The following is a 17,135-nucleotide window of genomic DNA, read 5'->3' as shown; positions in this document are numbered from 1 at the left end:
TGGGCTACAGCGGTCCTCATGCTCGCGGTGGCGGCCCTCTCAGTGCTCGCCGTCTCCCACTCGGCCGCAGCGGGAGCGGTCCAGTCGGGGCCGCCCGGTGACAACGGCGACGTCAAGATCCATGAGTGGACGACGCCGGAGGACGACCGGCGCGACGAGCCGCACGTCTGCGTGTTCTACCTGGTCGGGTTCAACTTCGACGAGGTGGAACGGGTGAGCTGGGAGATCAGGTCCTGGCCGCCCACGGGCGACGGGACCACGGTGAAGACCGGCTCCCTCGTGCTCGACGAGGACGGGCACGGCCGTACCGTCGACATGACTCTGCCGAACGGGCACTACAAGCTGTTCTGGACCTTCAAGGGGAAGCACGGCGCACCCAAGCACAAGGTGTTCTGGGTCAGGTGCGAGTCCACCCCCACCCCCACCCCCACGGCGACGCCCACCCCGACGCCCACCCCGACGCCCACGGTCACGCCGACGGTCACGCCCACGCCCACGCCGACAGTCACGCCCACGGTCACGCCGACTCCGACGTCCACCCCGACGGCGACTCCCACGTCCACCCCCACGTCCACCCCCACGTCCACCCCCACGTCCACCCCCACCGCGACCCCCACGCCGACGCGGACGCCCCCCTCGACGTCCACGCCGAAGCCGAGCAGCACGCCGACTCCCACCCACCCCGGCAAGGGCGACCCCGGGACGGTGATCCACGAGTGGACCCAGTGGGACGAGAAGGTCACGGTGACGCAGGACGACCCCAAGCCGGCACCCACCCCGACGCCGGTGAAGACCAACATCCCGGTCACCGGCTGACCCGCCACCCCGAACGGCGGAGGGCCCGGATCAACGCGATCCGGGCCCTCCGCCGTTCTCCTCACGTCCGGCCAAGCCACGTGGAGCGGGCCGGCGACCATCCCACCCCTGTCACGTTCCACAGACACCGCACGCGTCGCGTACGGCCGAGCAGACGCGCTCGCGTGCGCTCCCCCTGGGCCACCCGCACAAGCCCGCGGACCACCTGATCCGGAGGAGCGAACAGGCAGGCATGAGCGGTCTCGCGCCTCCTGCGGCGGGTGACCTGCGGAAGCCGAGGACTCGGCTGATCGCGCGTGGGCCGTACGAAGCTCGATCGGCTGTCACGGAGCGCGCAGGTCGTCCAGGTCGACCGACAGCACCCCCCAAGCGCCGGGACACCGGACCAGCTCGCCGACCAGCTCCGCCTGCGCAGGACCTGGCAGGCGCCCGTCGGGACGGAAGTGCACGACCGTCCCGGTGACGCCGCCGTCCGCGATCGGCACCAGACCGGTCACGGGAACGCCGTGTTCGTAGCGCTGTGTCCAGGCTCCCTCGCGCCGCCGGTTGGTGTGGACGAGCCACTCGCTGAGCGCCGCGACGACGGACATCCCCCGGCGCGGATGACCGTCAGGCAGCGACTGTCTCTCGGGGTGGTCGAAGAACCGGAGGTCCTTCGACGCCATGACGGGTTTCTTCACGGCGCGTCCTTGGTCGTCGAAGCGGGTGTCGGTGCCTCGCCCGTCATCTGCCACGGACACCGAGCCGTCGGGGTGAAGCGTGATGGTGCAGCGCCCCCCGCCGTTGCTCTCCGCCTCGTCGGCCGCGTAGGCGACCACCTCGAGAATCAGATGCCGGAGGCCGTCGGGAGCGAACACGGCCGGATCCGCACGTATCCGCGCGAGGTGCTCGACGTCCACGCCGCTCGCCCAGTCGTGCGTGGTGTTACGCCAGGAGTTCCTTGACTGGCTCATCGTGGAAGTCTAGATCGGGACAACCCGGACCACGAAGATCGAGACCACCCCTCGCAAGCCAGGAGCCGGCCCGGAAGCCCACCGCTGACCCGCCCTGAGCGGTCCCACCGACTGGTCGAAGTTGAACTGCTCTGGCAGTCGAGCCGCAGTGCGGCTGTGGCAAGTCGGCGAGGATACCGTCGCGGCATTCCGGCATCGTCGGCCGAAACTGGCAGCATGCAACCTCATGTACGTGAACGACTCTCGGCGCCTCCTCCAGCGGTCCCCTCCATGACCGAGGATGAGATCTTCGAAGCGATCCGGTCAGACCCCGGGCCCGAGGTCCTGCCGGTGGCCTCCCGTGAGGCGGTTGCCGAGGCTGAGGAAGCGATCGGTCACCCCCTTCCTTCGCTGCTACGGCGGTTGTATCTGGAGGTGGGAAACGGAGGTTTCGGTCCTCGGGGCGGCATCATCGGCGTACGGGGCCATGACTTCTGGAGCAGCGATATCTTCGCGGACATCACGGAATCGGCCGTGGCCTTCCGAACCGAGTCCTACGGACGACGAGCCGGCATGATCCAGCTGTTGGACTGGGGGTGTGCGATCGCCTCGGTGCTGGACTGCCGTGACCCTGCGGGCGCGATGTGGGGCTGGGATCCCAACCTGTGCTGCTGGACCATGCGCTCTTCCCTCAGGACATCACCTTCGCGTCGTGGCTCGCGGAGTCGATCGGTCGCGAATTCGCCGACCCGTTCTATGACGGTTACTTCGACGCCTGGGAGCAGGACGAGGCGGGCACCGTCGGAGACGGCGACGAACCGTGCATGTGGGTGCCACCCGTCTGGGCGAAAGGCAGGAAGGCCGGCACCGGGGAGCGCCGTCGCCAGCCCGACGACTGACGGGCCGGCTTCACGCCCCGCAATCGTCACAGTATCGCGGGGGAAATGCCGCTTGGCGTGGTTCATGGAATGGGCAAAACTGCAGCGTGCACTCCGAAGAGCAGGCCGTACAGGTGGAGAACGCGTTGATGGGCCGCATCTACACGGCAGTGCGCGATGGCGGCCTAGAAGCCGAGCCCGTCCTCGAACTGGCGTACCTACGGGAGGAATGGGGTGAAAGTACTCCGGCTACGCGGGAGCTCCTCGAACGCCCCGCGGCCCAGCTGACCGCGACCGACCTCATCCGCCTGGGCGAGGATCTTCTGCGCGACGTCGACTTCACGCCGAGCTTCGCCCTCGAACCCCGTCTGTGGGCGACGCTGGAGCATGCGCTGGAGGTCGTGGAGCGCGACGTTCGCGCCGGAGGAATCACCAGTACGTTACGCCTGGTCACGCACGAGTGGGACAGCATGGGTCGCGCCTGGGTGGAGTTCCAGGGTGGTTGGCATGGCAACGGCATCGAACCCCTCTGGGGCGGTAGCGCTCAAGAGGCGCTCAGGGAAGTCGCTGATGCCGTCCAGGAGACGATCATGGCGATGACCTTGAACGTCTGGCCTGTCTGCGCCGCTCACCACCGTGGCCTGCACGCCGGCTACGAAGACGGGATGGCCGTTTGGCAGTGCACCGGCGATGGGACGCACACCGTCGCGCCAGTCGGTGAACTGCCTTGATCGCGCCGCGCACGCATGGGGGACGGGCGTAGAAGCACAGTCAGAGGAGCACTCCCCGATGACCCTTCGAGATCACAGCATGTGGCCAGGGGAAACGCGGATCTGAGCCGATTCGGTGGATCGACCGCGAGCTCTCACGGCTCCTCGCTGATCGCCGTTCGCAGGTGCACGCAGCGAGTACGGCCCGGCAGACCGTACGTAAGATCGTAAAGGGTTGGACAGCACCCCCGCGCGAGCAAGAGGATCCCGGCATGGGGACCGACATCCACGGTTTCATCGAGTGCCGCACGTGGACTCGCGGCCTCGATGTCGGTGAGACCGCTTGGTGCGCTGCGATCCCGCTGGGGCTGTTGTTGGCGGGGAGAGAATACGCTGTCTTCGATTGCCTCTTCGGCGTCCGGAGCTCAGGCCACTGGCGGCCGATCGCGGCCGATCGCGGGCTCCCCCAGGACGCCGCGGAGACCACCAAGGCGGAGCTGGCGGAATGGGGGGATGCCGCCTTCGGTGTCACGTGGTTGACCTGGGACGAGGTGACCGCGATCGACTGGGATGAACCGGCCCTGCATCCGACGAACGTGGCCCAGTACCGGCAGCTCCCCGATCACAGCCTGGAACCGCGACGCGGCAGCTTCACTCGCGGCTCAGCTGCGAGCCAGGTGTCCTGGCGCCACACGTGACCGCAACCGGTACACCGGTAGCGGCGCACGGTCACCACGAGCGTCGTCGGCCGCCAGCCCAGCGGCTCGTGGGCCGGCTCCCGGGTCACGGTGTCGTGCGGTACGCCTTCGCAACCACCCCGACGGCACCACCGGTCCGGCTCGACGACCCGGCACGCCAGCACCGCACGGTCGGGCTTGCGTAGTCGGCCGGTGACGGCCAGGCCGAGCTCATCGGGCCGGCAGAACTTGGTCAGGTCAGGGCAGGCGAAGGTAGCGTCAGACAAGTCGAGGTCTACCAATCTGGAAGACCTCGGCTTCCATGCCGGGACAGCGATGCACAAACGCAGCCGGAGGCCCGACCTCGTGTCACCGTCGCAGTGGCTTCTTCGCGTACCCCCTCAGATCGGTCAACGGCGCACCCTATAGCGCAGGTGAAGCACCCGGTTGCCGTGAATCACCACGTCTGGATCCTCCAACAGGTGCTGCCCGCGGTTGGAGCCGAAGTAGCGCTTGCCGGACCCGAGCACGACGGGCACAACGTCCATGCGCACCTCGTCGACTAGCCCGGCGGCAAGCATCTGCCCTCCGACGTCGCCGGCGGCGACCTCGACAGTGCGGTCACCCGCAAGCTCCCGCGCCTTGGCCGCGGCTGCCTCGATGCCGTCGACGAAGTGAAAGGGCGCCTGGGGGTCCCAGCCCTCGGGCGCCGGCCGATGCGTCACGATGACCGCGTGGTCGACCCCGCTGGGAGGTGTCCCGTCCCAGCCGTCGGTGATGTCGAAGACGTGCCGCCCGGCGATTGTCACTCCGATCTCGTCCCAGTACGGCCGGGTGTGGTCGTAGGACGCCTGCGACACCTTCAGGACGCCACTGTCGTCCAACGGCACGTCACCGCTGACCAGCCACTCGAAGATCGGGCCGGGATCGTCGTTCTCCGCTGCGATGAAACCATCCACCGAGACCGACGCGCTCATGACAACTTTTCCCACGGGTTTCCTCCTCTGTTCGGAGGTCCGAGTCTTGTGCGGAGCGAGTGCTCGTTCTTGTACGAAATCAATCGGCCGGCAGTGGCCATCCGTCCAAGGCGTGTCCGGGGTAATCGCGCAGGAACCGCCGCCGGACCTCGGCGTACCGGGTCGGCGTGAGACCCGTGAACTCCCGGAACTCGCGCCCGAAGTGGGCCTGGTCGAAGTAGCCCGCGTCAGCGGCGACCTCGCTCCAGTCGATCGGGGCGGCAACGTCGATCGCCAGCACGGTGGAACTGAAGCGATAGCTGCGAGCCAGCCTCTTCGGCGTGACGCCGACGATGGCCTTGAACCGCTTCGCCAGATAGGTACTGCTGGCGCGGGCTGCCACGCCGAGGTCGCTGATCGGCACAGTCCCGCCGGTCGCCGCGATGGCGCTGCTCATCTGACGGACGAGGTCGAGACCGTCGATCGTGCGCAGTCGTCGCACCAGTTCGTCCTCGAGCAACGTGAGTATGTCCTGCGGTGAGTCCGCCACGGCCAGTCGGTCTCGTAGCTCACCGGTCGCGCGGTGGCCCCGGATCTGCTCCAACGTCGCCGGTCGGTCACACAACTCGGCCGCGGGCATCGGAAGAAACGGCGCCAGACCCCACGGCTTGAAGTGGACACCAACGGACTGCGTCGGCGTCGGATAGCCGAACTCCCACGCGCGGGTGGGAGTGACGACCGCGCAGCCGTCGGCGTACTCCGCCGCCTCGTCGGCGGAGCTGGCGCGGATGAGGAACGGCGCCCCGAGATTGACTATCAGCAACGGCGCCGGCGCCGCCGGCAGCATCAACCTGGAGTACGGCGGCGCGCCCTCCAGGTAGTAGAGGTCGTCGATCAGCTCGTCCAGCGGCGGACGCGGCACTCTGGACACATACTGCACAGCCACATCATCGCCGACGGCCCGCCTGGCATCGCGCGCCGGGACGGTCCGGCCGCGCCGGCGCCGGCATCGAGCCGACGCCGTCCCTGACGGGCGCCCCGGCGGATTTCAGGCCCCGACTACACCCCACTTTGTGAAGAGTCCTCGAAGATCTCGATGGCCTGGGTCCGTTCGTGTTCCAACGGGCTCAGTATGAAGCGGCTTTTGCCGGTGTTCCCGTACTGGACACGCATCAGCAGCCGGGACGGCGCCCTTGGTGGATGAGGCGGCACCGTTGAGCTGGAGCGCCCCGCGCGAGGGCGGCGTCTGGATGACTGATCACAACTGTGGTCTGCCAGGATGGCTCTCATTCCTCTCATAGGGAATGAGAGGCGTCTCCGGGAGTAACCACGTGAAGCATTTCATCGCCGGTTTAGCGTGCGTCGCGGGGACGGTGCTCACTGTGCCGGCGAACATGACGACCGCGCAGGCGAGTGTTGTCTCCTCCTCCGCGATTGACCCGGTGAACGCGCTCAGGCAGCAGTTCCGAGCCGGGCGCGGCGTTCGGGTCGCTGAGACCGTCCGCTTGAGCTTGAGAGCGAAGCGGACGGTGACCGTGCGCCGCAAAGGCACGTTACAGTTCGGCCCCTCCGGAATAGTGGGCGCGCACTTCGTACGGCGCGCGACCGTCCGCCCGCCTTTGGAGAAGTCCGATCCCGTCAACGTACGGCACATGATCAGCGTCGGAGAAACGTACTACCACTTCGACGCCACCCCAGCCGATGAGAACCTCCCCGAAGGCAAGAAGTGGGTGCGCGCCAGCTCACACAGGCCCCAGAAATGGCACGCCGCCTTCGGCGACCAAGACCTCAACGTACTGGAACCGGGCACCTTGGCGCTCCTGCTACGCTCCGCTGCCCGCCGCCTACCCGACCAGGGCGGCGTCCAGTACGGAGGCGTTGTCACCCAGGCCGAGCTCTACAAGGCATCCCGCTCTTTTCGCGACCAGAGGTTCCTTTTCGAACCGGGCGGCAAAGAAGGGCGACTGAAAATCGCATGGCGGCTCTGGGTGAACCGTACAGGACTTGTCACCCGCCTGGTCACCAGCAGAGGAAGTGACGGCATGTTCCACAAGGCGTCGAGCGACACCCGCTACACCGGCTGGGGCTCCGAGGTCACCATCACGGCCCCTCCCGCTGACCAGGTCATCGACGAAGCCGACGTCGACTACTAGTCCGCCGTCACCGGCAGGTCGTCGTGGACGTCTCCGGCCTGGTCAGGCGCATGCACGCCGGTTCATCATGGGTGCCGTAGGCGGGCTACCACGAAGGCTTCAGCTCCTGGGAGGGACTTGTCGTGCGTGGTGATCTGGCGGATTTTGGCGAACCAATACCCCGCACCCTCCAGCATGAGAAGCGCGAACAACCCGAAGCCCACACTGTTCGCCACTGTCACCGGAAGTCCCACCGAGCCGAACCAGATCACCGCCTGAAGGGGGATGTTGAGCAACTCCAGCCATGCCAGCGACCGTAACCGCCGCAAGACCCAGGCGCGGAAACGATGATCCATTCAACGACTATGGCAGCCCTGCCGTCGACCGCGAACATCGGATTTCGACACGGGAGCGGGCGTGCGGCATGGGGCCGTTATCGTGCCAGCGCCACATGGGGCATCGTCGTATGGCCGTTCGCCGTGAACCCGAACGAGCTGACCGGGCGCCGCGCCGCCTCTCGCGGTGAGATCCGCCCTCTGAGGTTGGGCGAGGGGTTGGTGGCCATGGGCCCGCACCCTCTGCTCCCCGCCCCGGTCCTGCGCCCGGTGATCATCCTGGAGCCGGAGTGCCCCCGGCCGGAGGCGTCGGTTGTAGGTTGAGCGCCATGATGAGCGAGGAGGCTTCGATTCAGGCCGCCATAGCCGGAGAACTTCGTCTTCTTGAGCAGGAAGTCAGGTGTTCGGCGAGTCTCATGGGTGACTTGATAGATCCCGAATTCGTGGAGATCGGAGCCTCGGGACGTCTGTGGGACCGTGATTCCATCATCGCGGCGCTTACAGAAGACCCAGAGCCGTTGCCGGCCCCTATTGAGGCGACCGAGATGACAGGGGTGCTGCTTGCGCCCGGCTTGGTTCACCTGACTTATGTCTCGAACAACAATGGCCGGCGGGCGCGCCGTAGCTCGTTGTGGCGGTATTCGGTGGAGAAGGGGTGGCGGGTGTACTTCCACCAGGGGACGTTGAGCGCGTACTGACGAGTCCGGCAAATCAGCCGGTCTGCATGCTGGAGCCGAGCAGTGCTTGGTGAGCAGGTTCAGCACGTGGGTGAAGCTGATGGTGAGTGAGTCGCGGCCGGGGCGTACGGCATGAGGGTGGGCGTGCGGCAGGATCGAGGTTGAAGGTCGGCTTCGTCCTCGACCCCTACCGGTCCCGGACGCCGGTCGGTCAGTCAGCGTAGGTGAGTTCGGCCTTGGTGATGGACGAGCCGTTCACGGTGAAGGCGTAGTAGGCCTCGAACCCCCCGGAACCGCCAGGGGCGAAGCGCACCAGGAGGCGCTGGTACCCCGGCCGGTACTCCGCGACTTCGAGGACGGTCAGCTTTCCGCCGATGACCTCGTTCTCCGCCCAGGCGCGGATCGCGGCGCGGCCCGTGAATCGCCGCCCGACGTCGATGAGTTCGGCGTCGGCGGCGAAGGCTCCCGCCAGGGCGTCGAGGTTCCCGTCGTTGACCGCGCCGACGTAGGCGCTCACCGGCGCCACCAGCTCGTCCGTCCCTTGCTGCGTCTTGTCCGAGCAGGCGGCGGGAGTCTTCGCGGGATCCTCGGCGGCCATCTCCCGCGCGACGGCCTTGATGTTCTCCTGCACGATGGTCGGAAGGTCCGCTACCGGCGGATGGCCGGGGTAGGTGCGATCCAACTCGCCGATGATCGACTTCTGCTCGTCGGGGGCGACCGCCTTGCCCTTGGCGGAGTCCGAGGCCACGGCCGGGCGGACGAGGCCGCGGAATCGCTGGAGGTAGCGGCGCTGCTCGTCGATCAGTGCCCGGGTCGGGCCCGGAGCTCCGTGCCCCGGGTACATCGTCTTGGCCCCGGCGAAACGCCGGCCCAGCTCGTCGAGGGTCTGGAGCCAGCCGCAGCTGTTCCCCTCGATCAGCGCGGGTGTGACCTTGCTGCCCGCCAGGTCGCCGGAGAAGAGGTCGCCGGTGTCGGGACGGTAGTAGACGGTCGCGGTGTCGGACTCACCCTCGGCGAATTCGGCGGTTTCCAGCCGAAGACCGCCGACCTGCACCGATGCGCCGTTCTCGAAGGTCCGGTCGGCGTAGGTGAGCTTGGACGGGAATTCGGTGTTCGCCGAGCGGGCCAGCGGGTAGAAGCCTCGCTTGTCCTCCCGCATCGCCTTGTCGGTCGCCTTGGACGCGTGGATCGGAGCCTGGGGAAACGCCTCCCGGAAGGCGCCGGCACCGCCCACATGGTCGGGGTGGGGGTGGGTCAGCAGGATGGCGGCGACGGGCCGGCCGGTTTTCCTGATCTCCGCTATCGCCTTCCGGGCATCGGCCGGCGTGCGCAGGGTGTCGATGAGGACCAAGCCTTGCGGCGCCTGGATCCAGTAGGTGTTGACCGAACCCGGGTTCGGGGAGGCGAAGCGTCCCGGCTGACTCTCGCTCGCGGCCGGCGCCTCGGACCTGTCGTCGGTCGAACAGCCCGCCACCAGCGCTGTCGCGCATGCGGCGGCGGAGCCCGCGGCGAGAATGCGCCGCACAAGGTGGTTCATCTGAAGCCTTCGTGAAGCTGGGTATGCGGGAAGTTCACCGGAAGTCGTCCGCGTGGGCCTCTGCCCACTGCTCGAAGGTGCGGGGCGGATGCCCGGTCACCTTCTCCACGGTGGGGTGGATCCGGGACTCGTCCAGGGTCCCGTCGCTGTAGAAGCTGAAGAACGCGTCGATGTACTCCTTCGGTACGCGTCCGGTCATGTCGGCTCGGGCCTCCTCGTCCGTGAGGGCGTGGAAGCGCAGATCGCGGTGGAGCACCTTGGCCAGGACGGCCAGGCGCTCGGCGGGCCGGAGCTGCTGCGGGCCGCTCAACTCGTGGACGCTCCCCGCGTGGCCGGGGTCGAGCAGGGCGCGGACGGCCACGGCGGCGATGTCGTAGGGGTCGACGGAGGCGATGGCGACGTCGCCGAAGGCGTCCTTGACGACGTCGCCGGCGCGCAGTTGGGGCAGCCAGCGCAAGGCGTTGGACATGAAGGCGTTGGGGCGCAGGAACGTCCAGGCCAGCCCGGACTCCCGCACCGCCGTCTCGGAGCGGATCATGAACTCGGAGATGGCGTTGCGTGTGTCGGTGGCGACGCTGGCCGGGCTGGACAGCAGCACCACCCGTTCCACCCCGGCCTGCCGCATCCGCGCCAGCAGGCCGGGCATGTCGCGGTAGCCGGGCAGCAGGAACACTCCGCGGACGCCGTCGAGGGCGGAGGTGAGCGAGTCCGGCTCGTTCAAGTCGCCGACAGTCTGCTCGACCGGCAGGTCGGCGGGGGCGCGCACCAGCGCGCGTACGGGCTCTCCCGCGCGGACGAGGGCTCGGACGACCTCACCGCCGGCGTTCCCGGTGGCTCCGGTGACGAGGATCATCGCAGCGACCTGCCGAAGTGGGCTGCCACGGTGTCGGTGGCGAGGGTGACCTGTGGCTCCTGGTCGTAGAAGTCGAACTGGGTGCCCTGGGTCCAGTAGATGTCCTTGGGGCCGGCCAGTCCGGCGTGGAAGCGGTGGGCGCCGTCGGGGATGGCGGCGTCCTGGCTGTGGACGAGCAGGGTGGGCTGGGTGATCTGCGGGGCCAGGGTGATGGAGTCGTAGGTGAGCCAGTCCTCCCAGGCCATCACGGCGAAGCGGTTGGGCCAGGCGGGGATGCCGCCGCGGGCCGGGTTGAGGTAGAAGTCGATGTCGTAGGGCATGGCGGCGTGCGGATCGGTGGTCGAGACGACCGGGACGTAGTCGATCTCGCCGGTTTCGGCGAACCGGGCGCGGGCGTCGCGAGCCGTTTTGATCTTCTGGGTGACCGCGTCCGCGCCCCCGTAGGCGGCCTCGCAGATGGCGGCATCGTGCAGCCAGGGTGCGACCAGGGCGAGGGAGCCGATCCGGGGGTCGTGGGCGGCGTTGTCGGCCATGTACATGGCGGCGGCGCAGATGCCCAGGGCGCCCAGCCGGTCGCCGTCGATCGCCGGGTGGGTGGTCAGGAACGTCACGGCGTGGTGGATGTCGCGCACCTTGCGGGTGGGGTCCTCCACGTCGCGTGGTTCGCCTCCGGACTCGCCGAAGCCGGTGAAGTCGAACGACAGGGCGGCGTAGCCGCGCTCGGCGAGCCGCTGCGCGTACCGGTCGGCCATCAGCTCCTTGACGCTGGTCCACGTGCCCGCCACCACGATCCCCGGGACCGGGGCCTCGGTGTCGGGCAGGAACAGGTTGCCGGTCAGGGTTGCCTCCCCGCTGGGGAAGGTGACCCTCTGCTTGGTCGTCACGAACTGTCCTCTCTTGCTGATCGGTTGATGTGGGCCAGGCCCGCGCGGCTCATGGCCGGGGCCGAAGCCGTGACGGCCCGGTGGCGGGCGAGCCCTTCGCTGCCGCCAGCCGCCTGATCATTCGGCCGCTCTGGCCGCCGACGCCATCAGGTCCCTGTTGCCGTCGGCCCATGTCGCCGTCATCACGACGCCGCTGATCTTCCATGCGCCGTCGGCGCGGAGCAGGTCGAACCGGTAGGTGCCACCGAGCGTCCACAGCGGTGCCCCGAACGGGTTCGCCAGCCGATGGGTGGCCTGGAACGACGCGGTGCAGACGGCGGTGTCGTCCTCGATCGTCACCAGATGGTTGGCGATCAGGTGCTGGGTGGCGTCGAACCCGCCCAGCACTCGAGACCAGGCGTCCACGATCTGCCCCGGCGACAGCACGGCCGGTTCGCCGCCGTTCAGGCTCGTGTAGTCCAGCCGCACCTCGTCGGCGAACACGGCCTTCAGCGCCTCCCACTCGCGTCGGTCCGCGTGCCACGCCATACGCGTGCACGCCTCGACCACGGCCTGGCGCTCCATGAGGTGCAGCATGCCCGCTCCCACGGCGGGAAGGTCGATCGTGCTCACCGGACCCCTCCTGTCATAGCGTCTCATAGCGTCGATCTTGATTTCGGATCAGGCCGCGCCCGCCTCACCGGCCCCGCGAGGCGAGCCGGACGTGCTGCTGTGCCAGGGGTCATGGGTGGAGGGCCTGGGACGCTTGTGGCGCGCCCTGCGGGCCGCGCCGCGTCGTTCCGGCCGACGGGACGATTCTGGCCGCGGCAGTGCCGCTGGAGGAAACAACGATGGATTGTGCCGAGCACAGCGGATCGCTGTCACCGGTTAGGGTGATGACCGTGGGCGACATCGATCTTCGGCACCTGCGATCGTTTCTGGCCGTAGCTCAGGAGCGGTCCATCACCGGCGCCGGGGCGGTGCTCCACCTGACGCAGCAAGCGGTGTCGACGCACGTACGGCAGTTGGAACGAGCCCTGGGTGTGGTCCTGCTCGTGCGCACCTCACGCGGCGTTCTGCTCACCGCCGCCGGGGAGGAGCTCGCTGCCGGTGGCGCGGCGATCGTCGACGACGTCGCACACCTGGCCGAACGGGTACGCGCCGCGGCCGGCTCCCAGGCCGGCACCCTTCGGCTGGCCTGCTGCCCCGCCGCCACCTCCCTGTTCGCCATCGATGTGGCCGACGCCCTGGAGCAGGCGGTTCCAGGTCTGCGAGTGACGCTGACCGCTGCGCGCCACCCCAAGGACGAACTCCAGCTTCTCGGCGAAGGGCGCGCGGACGCGGCCTTCATGTGGCTGCCGGTCGGTGGCGCCGGGCTTCATCACGCGGTCGTGCGCAGTGATCCCCGGGCCGTGGTGCTGTCCACCCGCCATCCCCTGGCCGATCGCCCGGCCGTGAGCCTCGCCGACCTCGCCGACGACCCGGTTCTGCGGCCGGACGTGCTCACGTCTGCGGAAGCCGAGCGGTTCTGGCTCGCAGACCCCCGGCCCGACGGCAGTCCCGCGCCACGCGGCCCGATCGTGCCCCTGGTGGAGGACTGCCTGCTGGAAGTCGGCCGAGGCCGCGGCATCTGGCTCCCCCCTCAACCGCTGGAGGCGCTGCTGCCCGCCGGCAACGTGCGCTGGATCCCGGTCACCGACGCCGAACGCTTCGACCTCGCCGTGGTGTGGACCGACCGCGCCCCTCAGCCCCTGATCACGCGCCTGATCGCCGAGGTCCGCGCCGTCACCGGCCACGATCAACGTCTCCACGCCGCGTGACGCCGTACGCGGACGTAGCGGGACACCGGAACGGCCGCGCGGGTCCAACAGTGTGCGGACGACGTCCGGCAGCGTGGGCTTTCGCCCTGAGAGCGGGTGACGGGAATCGAACCCGCACTGTCAGCTGGGGAACTGCACCGATCACGGTCCCTGTAGCAGCGGATTGCTCCCGCCCCGCCAATGGCCCGACTATCAGCCGCTGATCCGGAGCTGGAGTATCTCCCGGCGGAAGTTCCTCAGGGATGATGTGTACTGTGTCTGACCTGTTGTGGGATGACGTGAAATGCCTCTTCGACCCCGATATCAACGGAACGTTGCCCGACGTGGTCGTAGAAGGAACGACTGCCGAGGACTGGCAGGCGCTGCTTGATCTTGTTCAGTCGCAGGGTTGGCAGTACGCCTACTCGCTGAGTGGCGAGCCGATGGAGCTTGCTTCGGCTGCTGACATGCTCGCCGCTGCATCCGCCGACACCACGCCTGTGTTGAGAGTCTGGCCGATCCCTGAGGTCCTGATGATTTTCCGGGTGTATCAGGCCGAGTCGATTGACTTCGACGTCGACCTCAGAGAACTGCAAGGGCAGGAGCGGTTGGATGTCCTGGTGGCTGTCCTCCGCCTGATCGGACAGCGTCTCGGGAAGTCTGTGCTGATGAGTCCGCAGGGTTCCTCTGGTCGTCCGGACCTCGGGTTCGATGTCGAGGCCGGCCGGGTGGTCCTGATGGTCGAACCGACTGATCCGGGGCCGGTGATCGCTGAACCCACGGATTGAGAGACACCCGCGCGCCCCTTCCGAGATCAGGAGCTACCGGAACGGGGCCTCCGTGATCGCTGAAGCCAGGCGACCCGTCCCCGCCGATGAACGGCCGAAAGTATGAGCTCGGGTGCTGCGGACCCTGCTTTCGACTGGTGCTGTCCCCTGGGTGGCTCTGCAGGATGAGGCCCCATGCCACGCGAAGATCTCCCCCAGGAATCGCCTTCCAAGGGCCCGGCCGGCCATCCCGGCCACCGTCTCCCGTACGACGGGCCGGCCGCCGCCTCCCCCGATCGGCCTCAGACCGCCGCGCTCGCGTCCGGCCGGCCCCGGACCGCTGCGCTCTCCTCGGGCCGGCCCCGGATCGTCGCGCTCGACGTGCTGCGCGGGTTCGCGCTGTGCGAGATCCTGCTCGCCAACATCCAGCTCATGGCCACCGGCAGCTCCGCCGTCGTGGCGCAGCCCATGGGCGACTGGGACCCCTGGCTCGGACTGCCGATCTTCTCGCTGCTGTTCGGCATCGGGTTCGCGCTGCTGCTGGACTCCGCCGCGAACCGCGTCCCCCGTCCCCGGCTGGTCCTGCTCCGCCGGCTGGGGGCGCTGCTCGCGATCGGTCTCGGGCACATGCTGCTGTGGCCGGGCGAGGTTCTGGCCGACTACGCCGTCGTCGGCATGCTGGTGCTGCTGCCCTCGACCTGGCTGCCGCGGTGGGCCATGGCCGGTCTCGCCGCCGCACTCATCCCGGCGGCGCTGGTCTTCGGCGGGGGCGGGCCCCTGCTGATCGCCGGGCTGTTCCTGCTGGGTTCGGCGCTGGTCCGCTACGGGGTGATCGAGCAGATCGAGCGGTCCACCCGAGGGCCGCTCCTGCTGGGCCTGCTCTTCGCGGCGGGACTGGCCTCTGCCCTGTGGGTACAGGCCGGCCTGCGGGCCGTGGGGGCCACGACGTACCTGCCTTCCATGTCCAGCCTTGCCGACCTGTTACTCGTCGGTGTGTACGTGTGCGGCCTGCTGGTCCTGCTCAGAACGCCGCTGCGACCGGCGCTGCAGTTCGTCTTCGCGCCACTGGGCCGGATGGCACTGACCAGTTATCTGACCGCCACACTCCTGGTTCTGGCGGCCAGTCACATCCTCGGCCTGCCGATCGGCCAGTCCTTGACAGCGGCGTACTGGACCGCGGGAGCCATCCTGGCGGCCCAGTGGCTGTTCTCCGCCCTCTGGCTGCGCCGCTACCGTCAGGGCCCCATCGAGTGGCTCTGGCGCTGGGCCACCTGGGCCCGCCGCCCGCCCATCAGCCGGGCCAGGACGTCATGAGCGCGGGCCGATGTCGGTGATGACGACGCCGTCCCCCTGATTGGCGCCGCCGACCGCACGCCAGAACGGCATCCCAAGCCCCCGGCGGTGACGGTCGCTGTCAGCTTGGGAGCCTTTCAAGATCGCGCCGTGTGACCTGGGAGAACGAGGACCTGGGCATGTGCCGGTCGAGTGCCCGTGACTTCCCGCTGGTCGCTACGAGAACGGGCACGCAGCGGGCACGGGCTTACGGTCATTCAATTCGGGCAAGGTAGACCTCGCGCTGCGGGTCCAGGAACCACGTACGTGGCAAGGCCGGAAGGGTGACAACCTTCACGCACACATGAGAGGTAGGCCTGTCACAGTATGAAGTGGAGCGGGTGACGGGAATCGAACCCGCGCTGTCAGTTTGGGAAGTGCATCGATCACGGCTCGTCGGGCGGCTGGTCTGGGCGTTCGACCGGTCGTGAGTAACCGTGACTGACCCCTCGTCACCCTGTCCGATGGCTCGCCAATGGCCCGACGATGCGCACAGCGATGGAGGCCCTGACACGAACCGGATCCTAAGCTGAGGTCGTCCATGAACCGGCAACCGGGAGCGTCGATGCCGATCGAACGAGGATCCGGCGTGATTCGCCCGCCACGAGGTGCTACAGGGTTCCGAGATCAGGGAACGGAACGGCTTCCATCGATGGATCCGCGAGTCTTCGCCTCCGTCTGTCACCAGGCGGCCCGACTTGTGCGCGGCAGGGTTCTGGAGATCACGCCGCCTGGGGTCACACCGGACTTCCACACGGCCGTGATCAGGAGTGGAGAGCTGAGCGCCGCAGTGCTCGGGCATATGCACTTGCCGTACATCGCGCTCGCTCGGGTTCCGGTAGGTCACGTGGTCTTCGTCGACGACTGGAGTGATCTTGAGGTGGCGTTGACATCTTCGGGCACCTTGCGTCTTCTGACGAGAAGTGAACTGGAGACCCCTATCGACTTGATCGACACCTCGGACCTCGACGGTGCAGAACGCCGACAGATCGCCTATTGGAAGCCCGAGACCCTCGGCGAACTGATGTTCAACTATTGGGATTGACCCAGCGATGACACCGTAGCGGAGGAGGGAGTACGGGTGATCATGTGCCTCTTGGCATCAGCCAGGAGTGCAATGCACGGCCCCGCGCGTTCCTCGCCCGCCTGGCCCTGGTCTGCTCGGCTTGTCCCGGGGCGATGGCGGGCGGGATGATCGGGCTTCCACCTCAGCCACTCACGAGCTCCACCCTTGGATCTGGCGATCATCCCGGAGCCGGAGTTCCCCGCCGGAGGCATATCGTGTGCGTGGCCTACCGGCAGGAATGGAGAGCCCGATGGATCTACGCCAGATCGGCTATTGGCGAAGCGACGCTGAGCCGGGTTGGCCGCACCCAGCGGCGCTGGTGGATGGCGGGTGGGATGAGAGGGAGCGTGATCTCGTCATCTCCTACCTTCAGCAGGGCATTCCGTGGATGACGTATATGGGTGGTCCACCTGTCGGATATGCGGTCAGTCCAACGGGGCGAGCGATTTCACTGATGGTGTGTACGTGTGGCCCGAGGGGTTGGCTCACTACTTGAGGGAGCATGGCATTCGGCTCCCGCAGGAGTTCGTGGCTCACGTGGTGGCGAGGGTACATGCCCGGCCAGACGGCGGAGTGTGGTGGCGGGCTGTTACGCAGGCTGACCCAGCAACAGAATCGGAGAAGATTGCTGGGACACCGTAGGTCGGGGCAACTGGCGGCGGCGTGGCGTTGGTCGGCGGGGTTCGTGGGTGCGGCGGGGTGCGTCTACGGCGATGCCCCGCGTGGCGCCCGCGCCGCGACCGGCCCCCAGGCCGCAGCGCGGCGCGGGGACGTCGACGCGGGGCGTACGGCGGCGCGCCGTGCC

Annotated in this window: 18 protein-coding genes and 1 pseudogene; 10 read left to right on the top strand and 9 right to left on the bottom strand. The window is 68.2% G+C overall.

All coding sequences use genetic code 11. From position 1 onward, the window contains the following. Window positions 1–18: 18 nt before the first annotated feature. Window positions 19–816, top strand: a complete 798-nt coding sequence (locus tag CXR44_RS41660) for a hypothetical protein (RefSeq protein ID WP_281260265.1) — start codon at window positions 19–21, stop codon at window positions 814–816. Between the two features lie 323 nt (window positions 817–1,139). Here the strand turns inward: CXR44_RS41660 and CXR44_RS12415 are convergent, their stop codons facing one another. After that, entirely contained in the window at window positions 1,140–1,769 is a 630-nt protein-coding gene (locus CXR44_RS12415; RefSeq protein ID WP_101785832.1) for an ATP-binding protein, read from the bottom strand. Between the two features lie 644 nt (window positions 1,770–2,413). Here CXR44_RS12415 and CXR44_RS12410 point away from each other — a divergent pair. From CXR44_RS12410 to CXR44_RS39390, 3 genes are all read left to right on the top strand, one after another. After that, window positions 2,414–2,647, top strand: coding sequence for a hypothetical protein (locus tag CXR44_RS12410; RefSeq protein WP_101785828.1), 234 nt, complete (start codon window positions 2,414–2,416; stop codon window positions 2,645–2,647). 86 nt (window positions 2,648–2,733) lie between these two features. Further along, window positions 2,734–3,357: a hypothetical protein gene (locus tag CXR44_RS12405; RefSeq protein ID WP_101785825.1), complete on the top strand. Its 624-nt coding sequence runs from the start codon at window positions 2,734–2,736 to the stop codon at window positions 3,355–3,357. 251 nt (window positions 3,358–3,608) lie between these two features. Continuing rightward, complete coding sequence (locus CXR44_RS39390; RefSeq protein WP_180903421.1) at window positions 3,609–4,034, top strand: hypothetical protein; 426 nt, start codon at window positions 3,609–3,611, stop codon at window positions 4,032–4,034. Here CXR44_RS39390 and CXR44_RS12400 read toward each other — a convergent pair. The 3 genes and pseudogenes from CXR44_RS12400 to CXR44_RS12390 form a co-directional block, all read right to left on the bottom strand. Next, window positions 3,965–4,300 (bottom strand): annotated as a pseudogene (locus CXR44_RS12400) (ISL3 family transposase); the annotation flags it as partial. The gene CXR44_RS39390 and the pseudogene CXR44_RS12400 overlap by 70 nt on opposite strands. 123 nt (window positions 4,301–4,423) lie before the next feature. Continuing rightward, the gene (locus CXR44_RS12395) at window positions 4,424–4,990 is read right to left on the bottom strand and encodes a dihydrofolate reductase family protein (RefSeq protein WP_219601771.1); all 567 of its coding nucleotides are present in this window, start codon (window positions 4,988–4,990) and stop codon (window positions 4,424–4,426) included. Between the two features lie 79 nt (window positions 4,991–5,069). Beyond that, complete coding sequence (locus CXR44_RS12390; RefSeq protein WP_219601770.1) at window positions 5,070–5,909, bottom strand: helix-turn-helix domain-containing protein; 840 nt, start codon at window positions 5,907–5,909, stop codon at window positions 5,070–5,072. A 391-nt stretch (window positions 5,910–6,300) separates the two neighbouring features. On the opposite strand from CXR44_RS12390, the gene CXR44_RS12385 reads away from it, so the two are divergent. Beyond that, entirely contained in the window at window positions 6,301–7,122 is an 822-nt protein-coding gene (locus CXR44_RS12385) for a hypothetical protein (RefSeq protein ID WP_101785821.1), read from the top strand. 65 nt (window positions 7,123–7,187) lie between these two features. Here CXR44_RS12385 and CXR44_RS12380 read toward each other — a convergent pair whose 3' ends face one another. Next, the gene (locus tag CXR44_RS12380) at window positions 7,188–7,457 is read right to left on the bottom strand and encodes a hypothetical protein (RefSeq protein ID WP_180903357.1); all 270 of its coding nucleotides are present in this window, start codon (window positions 7,455–7,457) and stop codon (window positions 7,188–7,190) included. Window positions 7,458–7,765: 308 nt separating this feature from the next. Here CXR44_RS12380 and CXR44_RS12375 point away from each other — a divergent pair, with 308 nt between their 5' ends. Next, complete coding sequence (locus CXR44_RS12375; RefSeq protein WP_219601769.1) at window positions 7,766–8,134, top strand: nuclear transport factor 2 family protein; 369 nt, start codon at window positions 7,766–7,768, stop codon at window positions 8,132–8,134. 190 nt (window positions 8,135–8,324) lie between these two features. Here the strand turns inward: CXR44_RS12375 and CXR44_RS12370 are convergent, their stop codons facing one another. The 4 genes from CXR44_RS12370 to CXR44_RS12355 form a co-directional block, all read right to left on the bottom strand. After that, complete coding sequence (locus tag CXR44_RS12370) at window positions 8,325–9,650, bottom strand: MBL fold metallo-hydrolase (RefSeq protein ID WP_101785819.1); 1,326 nt, start codon at window positions 9,648–9,650, stop codon at window positions 8,325–8,327. Window positions 9,651–9,684: 34 nt separating this feature from the next. Then, entirely contained in the window at window positions 9,685–10,503 is an 819-nt protein-coding gene (locus CXR44_RS12365) for an NAD(P)H-binding protein (protein ID WP_101785817.1), read from the bottom strand. Beyond that, window positions 10,500–11,387: an alpha/beta hydrolase gene (locus CXR44_RS12360; protein ID WP_101785815.1), complete on the bottom strand. Its 888-nt coding sequence runs from the start codon at window positions 11,385–11,387 to the stop codon at window positions 10,500–10,502. Before CXR44_RS12360 ends, CXR44_RS12365 begins: the two co-directional genes overlap by 4 nt. A gap of 117 nt (window positions 11,388–11,504) precedes the next feature. Further along, on the bottom strand, window positions 11,505–11,999 hold the full coding sequence (locus tag CXR44_RS12355; RefSeq protein WP_219601768.1) for a nuclear transport factor 2 family protein: 495 nt from the start codon (window positions 11,997–11,999) through the stop codon (window positions 11,505–11,507). A gap of 269 nt (window positions 12,000–12,268) precedes the next feature. Between CXR44_RS12355 and CXR44_RS12350 the strand changes: the two genes are divergently transcribed. From CXR44_RS12350 to CXR44_RS12335, 4 genes are all read left to right on the top strand, one after another. Further along, window positions 12,269–13,186 carry a LysR family transcriptional regulator gene (locus CXR44_RS12350; protein ID WP_101786579.1) on the top strand — a complete coding sequence of 306 codons (918 nt, stop codon included), beginning with the start codon at window positions 12,269–12,271 and terminating at the stop codon, window positions 13,184–13,186. A 254-nt stretch (window positions 13,187–13,440) separates the two neighbouring features. Further along, the gene (locus CXR44_RS12345) at window positions 13,441–13,953 is read left to right on the top strand and encodes a hypothetical protein (protein ID WP_101785813.1); all 513 of its coding nucleotides are present in this window, start codon (window positions 13,441–13,443) and stop codon (window positions 13,951–13,953) included. Between the two features lie 174 nt (window positions 13,954–14,127). Then, a complete protein-coding gene (locus CXR44_RS12340; protein WP_101785811.1) occupies window positions 14,128–15,246 on the top strand; it encodes a DUF418 domain-containing protein in 1,119 nt (372 codons plus the stop codon). A gap of 583 nt (window positions 15,247–15,829) precedes the next feature. Next, window positions 15,830–16,309: a hypothetical protein gene (locus tag CXR44_RS12335; RefSeq protein ID WP_144069938.1), complete on the top strand. Its 480-nt coding sequence runs from the start codon at window positions 15,830–15,832 to the stop codon at window positions 16,307–16,309. Window positions 16,310–17,135 lie beyond the last annotated feature (826 nt).

The organism is Nonomuraea indica, assembly GCF_002850745.1.
GTDB classification, from domain to species: domain Bacteria; phylum Actinomycetota; class Actinomycetes; order Streptosporangiales; family Streptosporangiaceae; genus Nonomuraea; species Nonomuraea indica.
This window is presented reverse-complemented; position numbering and strand designations above follow the sequence as displayed.